The organism is Anaerolineales bacterium (assembly GCA_015075625.1).
Classification (GTDB): Bacteria; Chloroflexota; Anaerolineae; order Aggregatilineales; family UBA2796; genus UBA2796.
In genome coordinates, this window is the sequence record JABTTZ010000001.1 from 561,050 (window position 1) to 573,566 (window position 12,517).

Consider the following 12,517-nt stretch of genomic DNA (forward strand, 5'->3'; position numbering starts at 1 on the left):
ACTTTCATGCCCAACTGCCTTGCTCGCCTATTCACAGGGTTTCTGATTCTTGCCTTGATTGGTATTGGCGTTATTCCCGCCGCCGCCCAAACGACAAAGCGGCTACGGATTGCCCTGCTCACCAGCAGCAGCAGCGAAGACGCCGACTCTGCCCGCCATGCCAAGCAAGGGGCGCGGCTTGCCATTGAGGTGATCAACGCGGGGAGCGGTATCCTCGATCCCGACAGCCCCCAAACAAACCCGATCTACTTCACCTTTGAACTCAGCGAGCGCAGCGCACCCACCGCCGCCGAGATGCGCACTGCCCTACAAGCCGCTATTGAGGATTCACCGCTTGCCATTGTCGGTCCGTTTCTGACGACGCAAGCAAACGGGAATCTCGATTTGGCAAACCGCAGCGCCATCCCGCACTTCCTCGCCACCTCTGCCGATCCAAGCGGGACAGGTGGTAGGTACACCTACCGTATTCGGACGCGAGCGACGGCGCTTGCCCGCGATCTGGCAACCTATCTCATCCGCACCCGCTACTACCGCGAAATCGCCACTGCTGCCGATGATTCTACGGAGGCGACAGAAGCCCTAAACGCCTTCAAAACAGGGGCGGAGGGAACGGCTGCTCCCACCCTTAACCCAGCAGTCACCTACAGTCGGGATGCTGCCGATCTAAGCGCCCCCGCCCAGACCCTTTACGAGGCAAATCCTCCGGTGGTCGCCATTTTCGGGACGGGGCGCACGGCGGCGCTCATGGTCAGCACCCTGCGGGCGAAAGGCTACACAGGGGCAATCGTTGTTTATGCCCCCCCCGCAGAGTTTCTGGCGCGTGCCGAGGGGAAAGCAGACGATGTTATCCTTCCCGCGCTGTGGTGGGAAACCGCCGAGGATGTTGGCTCAGCGCGGTTTGCTGCTGCCTACCGCACCCGCTATGGGGAAGCGCCCACCGCCGATGCCGCCACCGCCTTTGATGGCGTAGCGCTCATCGCTGGCGCAGTGAAAGTCGCTGGCGGTACACCTGATGATATTTTAGAGGCGATTGATGCTGGTGGTGTCTTTGGCGGGGTCATCGGTGTTTATGATCCCGCCCCTTTCACCGCCGGGCGCTTGATCGAAACAACCACCTTGTTTCGGCTCAAGGATGGCAACCTGCTCGAAGAATCTCGTTTTAGTGCGGGGAACTGCGTGCGGAACTGCGGAGACACCCGCCCCCGCGATATTAACGCCCTCAGCGGGGTGCGCGATCAAATTGTGCGGATTGGCTTTGTCGCCCCCCAAACCGGCTTGGATGGAGAGGTTGGGCGGCGGGCGCTGGCGGGGGCGCAGCTTGCCGTGAACGAGATCAACACGGCGGGTGGCATCTTGGGGATGAACAACACCCGCTACAAACTTGATCTGCGCAATGTCAGCGCGGCAACCTCCGAGGATCTCCGTTTTGCTCTGCAAGGGTTGGTTAGCGCGTCCGCTGCCGCCATTTTAGGACCAACCCTCGCCACGCCGCTGCTCCCTAATATAACCCTTGCCCCCTCAGCGCGTGTCCCGCAGTTGATCAGCGCCTCGTCCTCGGCGTTCATCGCCACTGATGCCCAACCGTTCATCTTTCAACTGCGCCCCGCCGATTCCATCGCAGCGGCAACATTGGCACGCTATCTCACCGATATACGCGGGTTTACGCGGCTTGCCACCGCTGGGGCAACGACGAACTATGCCCAAGATTCCATCGGCGCGTTCAACACGATTGTCCAAACGGTGCGCGGTGCAGAGCTTGTCGCGGCGGTCAGTCACCCCGTGACAGAGACGGACTTTAGCGCCAACGCCCGCTTGCTGATCGCCGCCAAACCACAGGTAATCACCCTCTACACTACGCCAGATGCCGCCCTCAGCTTGATTCGGGCGCTGCGGGGAGGCGGCTACACAGGGTTAATCACCTACGGCGCGATCACAAACCCCGATTTTCTGTCCGCGCTCACCAGTGAGGATACTGTAAACCTGATCGGAACGGGGACATGGGCAGCCACAGCGTTGGATACCGCTAGTGCCAACTTCACCAAACGCTTTACGGAAACCTTCCGCGAAGCGCCGGACAGCCATGCGGCTGCCTACTATGATGGTGTATATATGCTGGCGCGGGTGATTGCCGAGGGCGGCACTGTTCCAGCGACGATTCAAGCCAATCTCGCTCGTTTAGGCTTGTTTGCTGGTGTGCAGGGGGAATACCGTCCGGGGGCGTTTGGGCGCGGGCAGCTAAGCACAACCATCTACCTCTTTGCCCTGGCGGATGGGGCGCTCAGCGAGATTAGCCGTTGGCAGAACGGGAACTGCATCAATTCATGCTATTGAGTCCACCCTAACGTATCAAGATAGGACGGATGGAGTTGAATGTGTTTACCATGTAAAGGGGTAAGGGGTGGGGGTTAGGGTTTCCAAGCCCCGAAGAGGTGGCTACTTTCAGCCCGCTGCTTTCGCGGTGGGATCACTTGTCAGCCGAAGTTGGCTGGTAAAACCGCCCGCACCAACGTCCAACCCCGTGTTGAAGGCAACCCGCCCTGAGCCAGATCAAGCCCGCTATAGGTTCGGATACATACGGGGGATTGGGATGATTCATGATTCGACAAACGGGGAGTTTATGCGTAAAATCGCATAAGTTTGATAAACGATCTTAGGAGAAACTTCGATGCTGTTTGATTCCCTCCCCACCAATGCCCAAGCGATTATGACTTGGACGCCAGAGCATTTAAAACCGTTTATGGACGATCTGTTAGGGCGCGACCTAAGCGCAGCGACGGTGGAGCAGTTCCTTGCCGATTGGACAAAAGTGAATGACCTCTTGGGCGAGGCATTTAGCCGCCTGAATGTAGCGACCACCCAAAACACCGCCGATGAGGACGCCAAGAAACGTTTTATTACCTTCCTTGAAGTCATGGCGCCGTACTTCCAACCGATTGAAAACGAACTGAAAAAGAAACTGCTGAAAAGCGGCTTAGAGCCGAAAGGGTTTGAGATTCCCCTACGGAATATGCGCGTGGAGGCGGAAATCTTCCGCGAAGCGAATGTGCCGCTTTTTATTGAGGAGCGCAAACTAGGCGTCGCCTTTGATGAAATCCTCGGCGGGATGAAGGTGACATGGGAAGGCAAGGAGATACCGCTGACGGAACTCCAACCAGAGGGGCAAAACCCCAACCGCGCCGTGCGGGAAAAAGCCTGGCGGGCTGCGCATCAGGTCTTCCTCAACAGCCGCGAACGGATCAACGACCTGTGGGGAAAATTCCTTGATCTGCGTGTTCAGCAGGCGAAAAACGTTGGTTTCGATAACTACATCGATTTTCGTTGGAAGCAGATGGGGCGCTTTGATTACACGCCCGCTGATAACGCCAAATTCCACGCCGCCATTGAACAAGTGGTCGTCCCTGCTACACAGCGCATGTTTGAGCGCAAGCGTAAAGAGATGGGCTTGGCGGCGCTTCGCCCCTGGGATTTGAATGTTGACCCCACCCACAATCAGGCGATTGTTTTTGACAGCACAGGCAAGCCCGCCCTCCACCCCTACAAAAATGTGGAGGAGATGGAATCCAAAGCAGAGTCGATCTTCAGCCATGTTGATCCCGCACTAGGGGCTTACTGGGGAACGATGCGCAAAGAGAGTCTGCTTGATCTCGGTTCGCGGATGAACAAGGCAATGACCGGCTATTGTACCACCTATCCGGTGATCAAGCGCCCTTTCATCTTCATGAACGCCGTCGGGATTCACGATGATGTGCAGACGATGCTTCATGAGGCAGGTCACGCCTTCCACGCCTTTGAGTGTGCTAACCTGCCCTACACCCAAATGCGTGAGTACCCCATTGAGTTTGCCGAAGTTGCCTCGATGAGCATGGAACTGCTCGCCGCGCCATACCTGAGCCAAGCCTATGGCGGCTTCTATAGCGATGCCGACGCTGCCCGCGCCCGCATCAGCCACTTTGAGGGGATGCTGACCTTCTGGCCCTACATGGCGACGGTGGATGCCTTCCAACTGTGGGTCTACAGCAATATTGCCGACGCCAAAGACCCGGCGAAGTGTGACGCAAAGTGGGCGGAACTGTGGGGGCGTTACATCAAGGGTATTGATTGGAGCGGGCTGGACGAGGAAATGAAGACGGGCTGGCATCGCAAACTGCACATTCACCAGATTCCCTTTTACTATGTAGAGTATGGGTTGGCGCAGCTTGGGGCGGCGCAAGTCTGGCGGAATTCGCTGCGCGATCAGGCGGGTGCGGTTGCCAGCTATCGAAAGGGCTTGGCGCTTGGCGGGGCAGCCTCCCTTCCGGCACTCTTTCAGGCGGCGGGGGCAACCTTTGCCTTTGACGCGGGGATGATTGGGGAGTTGGTGAGCTTGATCGAAAAGACAATCACCGAACTGAGCGCGGTGAATTAGGCATTCAGCAAAACGCTAGGAGTAACCACCCCGTTGAGGCTTAAAGGCAAACGACGGGCGTATTTCAAGCCCCGCAGGGGTGGTCAGCTTTAGCCCGCTGCTTTCGCGGCGGGCACACATCATGCACCCTACTTCACCAGCGGAAAATAGGGCGACATGCGCACGATCCGCTCTTGGATGTTCGTCACATAGTCGCTGAGCCGTCCTTTCAGGGCGTCCCAATCTTTGCTGGTCAGCGCTTTTTGCAAGGTCGCCGCATCTTCGGCAATCCCCCCTAATAAGATTTGAGGATCGCTACCAAATTGGGTGTACCAATTCTCGTTTGGTTGAATCCCCAACCGCGCCAAGCCGGGCGCTAATTCCCGCACAAGGAATTCAAAGTAGTCCTGATCCCGTCCGGGAAGAATGTCATAGAGCAGGAGTAAGCGAATTTGCATAGCAGCGTTCCTTAACTAGCAATCTCCAAGACGACGATCTGAGTCTGTTCGGGCAGCCCTGATGCCGTAATCTTGAAGGTCTGCTCTTGATGAATGCGGCTCATTCCCATCTCTTTCAAAAAGCGTTCCAGTGGGTCAAGGTGCGCCAAACCGTGTTCCGTTGCCTTGAAGTGCATCGGAATCACGATATTCGGCTCAATCAGATTGATCAATTCGACGGCTTGGGTGGCGTTCAAGCCGCGCCCACCGCCCACCGGAACAAGGGCAACATGTACCGTCCCAAGCATCTCCATAAGGGATTGGGGAGGGATATGATCGAGATCGCCAAGATGGGCGACGCTTAGCCCGTCAAAATCGAAGATGTAGGCAATGTTGCGTTTGGGCGGATCCACCTCTAGATTATGAAGGGCAACACCAGCGATGAACACCCCACCGATCTCATATTCACCGGGGCGATCCACGATGCGGCGTGTGCCTTTCACCGTTTCGTAACTGCTATGCCCCGGCGCGTCATGACTCGCCGTGACGACATCCGCCTTCAGTTTAGGGAGTGCATACCCAATGGCGTCATTAAAGGGGTCAGTGACAATGGTCGCCTTCCCGCGCTCAGAAAGCTTGAAACAGCTATGCCCGTACCACGCAATTTCCATGTGAAATTCCTATCGTTAGAACATTTGAATTGTAGCCGTTTCTCCCTTCTGTGTCCACTGTTGGGTACAATCCCCACCGAGTGTCTCAAACGAATGCCGAGGTTTTGTTTTGAAGCTATCCTCCTTATTCGCCCTCTGGCGGGTTATACCTCCCTCGTGGCGCGGCTTGATCCGAACGATGCGCCTGACCCAATGGACGAAAAATGGCTTTGTATTCATCCCCATTTTATTTGATCGACAGATCACCCGCCCCGAATCGTTCGTTCGGGTGCTTCTGGCGTTTTTCCTGTTTTGCCTGATCTCCAGCGCGGTGTATGTTCTGAACGACCTTGTGGACGTGGAAAAAGATCGCCTTCACCCCAAGAAGAAACTGCGTGCCATTCCCTCTGGGCAGCTTCCCATCCGGCTGGCACAAGCAGCCGCCGCACTTTTGCCGCTGGTGGCGCTTGGCGGGGCAGTTCTTTTTAGCCCGGCGCTTGCCCTTGTAATCGGTATCTATTACCTGAAAAACATCGCCTACTCGTTCGCCCTGAAAAACATCGTCCTCATCGATGTATTGGTTGTGGCGGCGGGGTTCATTCTGCGCGTCATTGGGGGGACGGTGGTCATCACGATCACCTCGTTTTCGCCCTGGCTCTATCTTGTAGCGGGCATGTTGGCGCTCTTTCTAGCAGTGGGCAAACGCCGCCAAGAATTGATCCTTTTAGCAGAGGGAGCAAAAGAGGTGCGCACTACCTATAAAGAATACACCCTCCCCCTTTTGGATGACATGCTGCGGATGGTGACTACTGGCAGCATCATGGCATACACACTCTACACCATTGAAGCGCCCACCAACCTCGGCGGGCGGTGGATGATGCTCACCATCCCGATTGCCATTTACGGCATTTTCCGCTACCTCTACTTGATCCACGTCAGGGGCGAGGGTGGCGCCCCCGATGAACTGCTTTTCAAAGATCGCCCCCTGCTGATTGCCGTGATGGTGTTTGTCCTCATGGTGGGGCTGGTGATTTATGTTTTTCCGCGCCTATTTCCCATAGCGGGGGCAGTATGACAGCGATGATCGCGGCTGCCGCAATGGGAAAAGTGATCCTTTTTGGCGAACACGCCGTTGTTTATGGGCAGCCTGCTGTCGCTCTCCCTTTTCCGGCAGTACGGGCGACGGCACGGGCGGCGTTTGCCCCGGTGGGAACGGGCTTTACCATCCTTGCCCGTGATGTTCGGCGCGTGTTACCCGTCCACCTTGACGATGAATCGCCGGATAACGCCCTGACCCTTGCCGCCCAACTCCTGCTGCGGCATCTGAAACTGCCGAAACCCGATTTGACCCTTGAAGTGACCTCCACCATCCCAATTGGGGGGGGCTTTGGCAGCGGGGCGGCGGTCAGCACGGCGATCATGCGGGTGCTGTTGAAGGCGTTCCGCCGAACGCTAGATAACGAGACGTTGAACAGCCTTGTCTACGAGGTGGAAAAACATCATCACGGCACGCCAAGCGGCATCGACAACACGGTCATTGTCTATGAGCGCCCCGTTTATTTTGTGCGCGGCGCGGCGTTAGAACCCTTCAGTGTTGGGCTACCACTGACTTTCGTCGTCGCCTATTCGGGGGTGGCTGCCTCCACGCGGGAGACGGTCAGCGCGGTGCGCACCCTCGTTGAATCAGAGCCAGCAACCTACCAACCTCTCCTTGAGAACATTGGGACGTTGGTCAGGGCGGCGCGGATAAGCCTAGAGGCAGGGGATGCCCCCACCATTGGGACACTCTTAAATGAGAATCACAGCACCTTGCAGCGCCTTACAGTGTCCTCACCGCTGCTGGATCGGCTTTGCGAGGCGGCACGTGAAAGCGGGGCGCTAGGGGCGAAACTTTCTGGTGGGGGGCGCGGCGGAAACATCATCGCCCTTGCCCCCGACGAGGGTGCGGCAGTGGGCATCGTCGCCGCCCTGCGGGGGGCGGGGGCTGCCCGCACATGGATCATGCCCGTGCTGCCGCCAGCGCCATAACCGAGGGGGAACACAAAGGTATCGAAGAAAGTCGCCTGCATCCCCTAACCCTTGCCAGACCGAGATCAAGGGGTGAGCATATCATGTCAATTGCTGCACGCCGCGTTGTGTTCGGCAAATGTCCGGCTAAAGCGATGCCGCCCCCCTTCGCCACCGCACGCCCGAAAGTAGATGTAATCCGTCGTCTGTGGGTAGATCGCGGCGCGGATGGACGCCAGCCCGGGATTGGCAATCGGCGTTGGCGGAAGTCCTGGATTCAAATACGTGTTGAACGGCGAATTCACCCCCCGATAGTCAGCGAGAGTCAGTGCCGCCCACCATGTGTTGGGGTCTCGCGTGTTTCCCAATGCATACTGGATCGTCGGATCGGCGTCCAGCGTGCGCGGGGTGGCGGCATCGGGCGTCCCCGCCCGCGAGTTCTTCAGGCGGTTTAAATAGACGCCAGCAATGACCGCCCGTTCTTCATCCAAAACTGCCTCGCGCTGGATGATCGAGGCGAGGGTCACTGCCTCATAGAGTGTCAAGCCCCCCTTGACCGAATCATCGCGCAGCTGCTGCGGGATACGCACATCAAAGTTTTGCAGCATCCGCACCACCAGATCGGCTGCCGTCCCGCACGCCGGAAGTTGATAGGTATCGGGAAACAGAAACCCTTCTAACGAGTGCCCAGGTGGAATGCCCGCCCGCGCTGCGAATTCGGGAAGGTAGCCGCCCACCCCGCCAAAGCCCGCCCCCACAAGCGTCAGAAATTCTGCCCCCCGAAAGGTGAGATCGGGCGTTTGGTCAATCGTCGCCGCAATTTCTTCCAGACGCCAGCCCTCAATCACCCGAAAGGTGACTGAATCTGCGCCAGCATTCGTCAATTTCGTGGCAATCTGCGGGATCGTCATCGTCTTTTTGAGGACAAACGATCCCGCTTGCAATTTTGAATCAATGGCAAAAAAGCGCACATAGGCACGAAACACTTCGGGGTTGATCTCAAACCCCTGGGCTACCAAACGGTTGGCGATTGTCGCCGCCGTGTCGCCCTCTATGACGGTGAAACAGGCGACTGTCCCATCAATGCCAGCGGGGGTGTCCAGATCAGCGCTGCGCAGCGCCAGCGAGAGCCGCAAGGCAAAAGCATCGAGGGGATTCAGGTGCGGCGCAGATCGCCCGATCAGAAAAACCAAGCCAACCAGTAAGCCAAGCATCAGCAGCCCCGCCAAGATGAGCGGAATCAGAAGGTTTCGGAACACGATCAAAGTCGTTCGCATCGTGATGGTTCGTCTCTTTCTTTTGCCAATCCCGTCTAAGGCGATTTTTTCGTAACTGTCCGTTATCTCCGCGCCCTTGCCCGCCGCTAAAGCCGTAGATGTAGTTGACTACCCCAACGGGGTGATCATTCCTAGCGCAAGGGCTTTAGCCCCACGCACTCTTAATCTTAACCGCCTTTTCGCCGCGCCAGCCTGACGATCTCCCCACGCCAGCCCACCCCGATCAGCAGCGCGTAGGGGACGCTTAGGGGAAGGTAATAGCGCTGCCATGCCAGTGGGTTTGTCGCTAACAAGAGGATGGCTGTCCCCGCTGCTATCCACAGCAGCGCCAATGCCCCCGCAAAGCGCACCCGGATTACGCCGAAGACGCCCACCCCAAGCAAGATCATCCCACCCCCTAGCCCCATCCCTAGCCCACCGAGAAGGACTCCCTCGTAGCGCTGAATAGGCTCTGCCAGCCAATCCCGCCACCCTTCTGCGATCTCAAAATACTGCGCCCCCCCAAAGGGCTGACCGACCAACGCCGTGAGGCGCTCAAGTCCATCCTGAAAACCCCCGAACGCCGCCACTTGCCCGCGCATCAACTCATCGCGGCGGGTGAGGACGGTTTGCGCGGCGCGGATCGGATCATCCCACCATGTGGGGTTGAGGGCAAAAAAGATCACCACCGTGATTCCCGCCGCCGCGCCCACCTGAACGAGTGTGCGCCAGATCGTGCGTCGTCCGCCCCAGACGAGGAGTGGGTACACGGTCATCAGAAGCAAGGCTGCTGTGTGTTTCGTGGCTAGGGCGAATCCCCCCGCCATACCGAGGTAAAGCCATGCCCGCCACAGGCGGCGACCCTCCCCCTGACGGGCAAGGACGATCAATGTGGCGAGGATCACAAGGCTGATCCCCAATAGGAATGACCCTTCGTGCATGGCACGCCGCCCGTTGAGCAGCACGGCGGGCATCAGCGTATAGACGAGTGCGGCGCCCACACCTGCCCATTCCCCACCACACCGCTGCCCACAGGCATAAACAATCAGGATACTCAGGGCAAGGCACAGCGCCGAGGTCAGGCGGGCGAGAATCAACAACCGTTCGGAGGGGATATGCCCGTTCGCACGGTTGAAGTCCCAATCCGCCCCCCACAACCATTGTTTGTTCAGGTCAGCCGGCACGCCGACGAACGACCATGCCCCGCCGATCAGGTATTTGGCAATGACCCCATTCAGCAGTCGCAAATCTTGTGCGGCGGCATACTCGGCATCCGGCGGGGGGAGACGCAGGCGCAGCGAGTCAGGGTCGTCGCGGAAACGGTAGTAATCCCCGCCCATGCTGATGATCGTTGCCTCATCGCCATGAAAGGGAGCGGTAAAAACCCCCATTAACGCATAGGTGAGCAGTGCGGTGAGGATCAAGGGGATGCTATCTCGAAAGCGAAGTCTCCGCAGGATCATAGACATAGGGCAGAATTGTAGCGTAACAGGTAGGAGTTGACTCTTGGGATCATGAGTGTGCTACTTTAAAGACATCTCCATCTTCAACCGCCCTAGTGTTTAAGTGTTTAACACAGTAGACGGCATCTCCACAGTACGTGTTCCAGATTCATGTCCATCTTCGGTGTGGCAATTTTTATCCGACGCCCCACAAGTTGAGGGGTTGCCCAGCTCAATGTTCAGATAATGTTCTAGCCCTTCAGCTTGCCGATAGCTAGCCGGCATCCAACAAATCGATCTATTATCATGCTGACGCAGAGCCGGGTTAACCTTGAGGCAGCGATCAACCGTTAGCCGCCGGTGTAGCTGCACAGTTCCAGCATGCCCCCAAACTCAGATCGGCTCGAAACGGGCCGTGAAGTGCCGTAGGAAGGACGGCTGCCAGACAATCCGATAGCCGGGCACATTCTCCCGCGCTGCGCCGACGCTTAATATTACCTCGGCCAGATAGTCCACATGACTCTGCATGTACACTCGGCGCGGGAAAGCAAGCCGCACCAAATCCATCGCAGCAGGCTGCTCAGAGCCATCCGGTTTACGTCCAAACATGACCGATCCTATTTCTACGCTGCGAATGCCACCGGCCAGATACAGCGCATTGCTAAGTGCCCAACCCGGATATTGCGCATCCGAAAGATGGCTCAATGTGGCGCGTGCATCGATGAACACGGCATGACCGCCGGGCGGCTGTACGGTTGGTACCCCGCCCGCACTCAGTTTTTCCGCTAGGTATTCGATGGAGCGAATTCGGTAGCGCAGGTAGTTCAAGTCCAACGCCTCGTACAGACCGACCGCGACAGCCTCCATATCATAGCCCGCCATGCCGCCGTAAGTCGGGAAGCCTTCGGTCAAGATCAGCAAGTTGCGTGCTTTCTCAGCCCAGACACTATCATTTAGGGCGAGGAAGCCCCCGATATTGGCCATACCATCTTTTTTTGCGCTCATGGTACAGCCATCGGCTAGGGCGAACATTTCCCGTGCGATATCGATGGGCGTCTTATCGTGGTAGCCGGTCTCACGTTCGTGAATAAAGTAGCTGTTTTCAGCAAAACGACAGGCATCAATAAGAAAGGGGATGCTGTGTTCGCGCGCCACGTCGCTCACCGCCCGCACATTTTCTAGGCTGACTGGCTGACCGCCGCCGGAATTGTTGGTGATAGTGATCATGATGAAGGGGATGCGCTCACGACCCACTTCGCGGATTGTGTCGCGCAGGGCATGGATATCCATATTGCCCTTAAAGGGATGGACAAGCGCCGGTTGGCGGCCTTCAGCGATGACCAAATCGCGTGCATTCGCACCAACGTATTCGATATTGGCACGGGTTGTATCGAAGTGCGAATTATTCGGAATTACGTCACCCGGTTTCACCGCCACCTGACATAGCAGACGTTCAGCGGCACGACCTTGGTGTGTCGGGATAAAGTGCTTGAAACCGAAAATATCTTGTACGGCACTTTGTAATTTGAAGAACGAACGCGCCCCTGCATACGATTCATCGCTGGCGATCATTGCGGCCCACTGCTGTGCAGATAGTGCGCCAGTTCCGCTGTCGGTCAGCAGGTCGATCAGCACCTGATCACCCCGCAGCAAGAACGGGTTGTAAAAAGCCTTCTGCAGCGCGGCTTCACGTTCGTCTGGGCTGATCATGGCGATTGGCTCGACCGAACGGGTACGAAATGGTTCGATGATGGTCTTTGGGTTGGGGTAGTTCATTTTGGGCATGGGTAGATTCCTTGGAAAAGCATATTCGAGGTGACTTTACCGCGTCTGCTTGTTTGCTGACAAACTCACAGCAGATTTGATCGGGTCGATTTTTCACCCTAAATACATCCAAAATGAAACTTACGGATGCGACCCAATATTGAGCATTGCATCCGGCAAAGAAATCCTGTGCTGCTGACAGTAAGGCTTTGACGGTTTCAAACAATTCACGATGGGTCACTTCCCGACGGAACTGCCGCCACAGATGCTCAATCGGATTGAGTCAGGGGCTATACGTGGGTAGATACAATACGACCAATCGCCTGGCTGCCGCTTGCACCACTGTCTCAACATCCACCTGGATCCCGGTCTCTTCTGCCAGATAGTCTGCCAGACGCTGCAAGGGTCAGAAAGACAAGCGAGAGTAATCCCCACCTAAGGTGATGATCGTTGCCTCATCGCCATGAAAGGGGACGGCAAACACCCCCACCAGCGTGTAGGCAAGCAGCGCCGCAAGGATCACGGGAAGTCCGTATCGGGATCGCATCCGAAACAACATTGTAGACATAGGGCAGAA

The 12,517-nt window shown here is 57.1% G+C and carries 10 protein-coding genes; 4 read left to right on the forward strand and 6 right to left on the reverse strand.

Going from position 1 to position 12,517, the window contains the following annotated elements:
- The first annotated feature begins 6 nt into the window (after positions 1-6).
- Together HS103_02400 and HS103_02405 are read left to right on the forward strand one after the other, a co-directional pair.
- Positions 7-2,331, forward strand: coding sequence for an amino acid ABC transporter substrate-binding protein (locus tag HS103_02400; GenBank protein ID MBE7511653.1), 2,325 nt, complete (start codon positions 7-9; stop codon positions 2,329-2,331).
- A gap of 337 nt (positions 2,332-2,668) precedes the next feature.
- Positions 2,669-4,405: a M3 family oligoendopeptidase gene (locus HS103_02405; protein MBE7511654.1), complete on the forward strand. Its 1,737-nt coding sequence runs from the start codon at positions 2,669-2,671 to the stop codon at positions 4,403-4,405.
- Positions 4,406-4,533: 128 nt separating this feature from the next.
- Here the strand turns inward: HS103_02405 and HS103_02410 are convergent, their stop codons facing one another.
- Positions 4,534-4,842, reverse strand: a complete 309-nt coding sequence (locus tag HS103_02410; GenBank protein ID MBE7511655.1) for a hypothetical protein — start codon at positions 4,840-4,842, stop codon at positions 4,534-4,536.
- 11 nt (positions 4,843-4,853) lie between these two features.
- Entirely contained in the window at positions 4,854-5,492 is a 639-nt protein-coding gene (locus tag HS103_02415) for an MBL fold metallo-hydrolase (GenBank protein MBE7511656.1), read from the reverse strand.
- A 109-nt stretch (positions 5,493-5,601) separates the two neighbouring features.
- Between HS103_02415 and HS103_02420 the strand changes: the two genes are divergently transcribed.
- Both HS103_02420 and mvk read left to right on the forward strand, forming a co-directional pair.
- Positions 5,602-6,546, forward strand: coding sequence for a decaprenyl-phosphate phosphoribosyltransferase (locus HS103_02420; protein MBE7511657.1), 945 nt, complete (start codon positions 5,602-5,604; stop codon positions 6,544-6,546).
- Positions 6,543-7,499 (forward strand): mevalonate kinase, encoded by a 957-nt coding sequence (mvk, locus tag HS103_02425; protein ID MBE7511658.1) that lies wholly within the window; start codon positions 6,543-6,545, stop codon positions 7,497-7,499. The genes HS103_02420 and mvk overlap by 4 nt, the downstream gene beginning before the upstream one ends.
- 86 nt (positions 7,500-7,585) lie before the next feature.
- Here mvk and mltG read toward each other — a convergent pair whose 3' ends face one another.
- The 4 genes from mltG to HS103_02445 form a co-directional block, all read right to left on the reverse strand.
- Positions 7,586-8,755, reverse strand: coding sequence for an endolytic transglycosylase MltG (mltG, locus tag HS103_02430; GenBank protein ID MBE7511659.1), 1,170 nt, complete (start codon positions 8,753-8,755; stop codon positions 7,586-7,588).
- Positions 8,756-8,922: 167 nt separating this feature from the next.
- Positions 8,923-10,203, reverse strand: a complete 1,281-nt coding sequence (locus tag HS103_02435) for a glycosyltransferase family 39 protein (protein MBE7511660.1) — start codon at positions 10,201-10,203, stop codon at positions 8,923-8,925.
- Positions 10,204-10,569: 366 nt separating this feature from the next.
- A complete protein-coding gene (locus HS103_02440; GenBank protein ID MBE7511661.1) occupies positions 10,570-11,952 on the reverse strand; it encodes a tryptophanase in 1,383 nt (460 codons plus the stop codon).
- Between the two features lie 394 nt (positions 11,953-12,346).
- Positions 12,347-12,487, reverse strand: a complete 141-nt coding sequence (locus tag HS103_02445) for a hypothetical protein (GenBank protein ID MBE7511662.1) — start codon at positions 12,485-12,487, stop codon at positions 12,347-12,349.
- Positions 12,488-12,517: the final 30 nt, after the last annotated feature.

What these genes read in the sequence shown, in the direction of transcription:
- mltG (MBE7511659.1), bottom strand. Translation starts at nt 8,755, where the DNA reads ATGCGAACGACTTTGATCGTGTTCCGAAACCTTCTGATTCCGCTCATC.
- HS103_02410 (MBE7511655.1), bottom strand. Translation starts at nt 4,842, where the DNA reads ATGCAAATTCGCTTACTCCTGCTCTATGACATTCTTCCCGGACGGGAT.
- HS103_02435 (MBE7511660.1), bottom strand. Translation starts at nt 10,203, where the DNA reads ATGTCTATGATCCTGCGGAGACTTCGCTTTCGAGATAGCATCCCCTTG.
- HS103_02400 (MBE7511653.1), top strand. Translation starts at nt 7, where the DNA reads ATGCCCAACTGCCTTGCTCGCCTATTCACAGGGTTTCTGATTCTTGCC.
- HS103_02415 (MBE7511656.1), bottom strand. Translation starts at nt 5,492, where the DNA reads ATGGAAATTGCGTGGTACGGGCATAGCTGTTTCAAGCTTTCTGAGCGC.
- mvk (MBE7511658.1), top strand. Translation starts at nt 6,543, where the DNA reads ATGACAGCGATGATCGCGGCTGCCGCAATGGGAAAAGTGATCCTTTTT.
- HS103_02445 (MBE7511662.1), bottom strand. Translation starts at nt 12,487, where the DNA reads ATGCGATCCCGATACGGACTTCCCGTGATCCTTGCGGCGCTGCTTGCC.
- HS103_02440 (MBE7511661.1), bottom strand. Translation starts at nt 11,952, where the DNA reads ATGAACTACCCCAACCCAAAGACCATCATCGAACCATTTCGTACCCGT.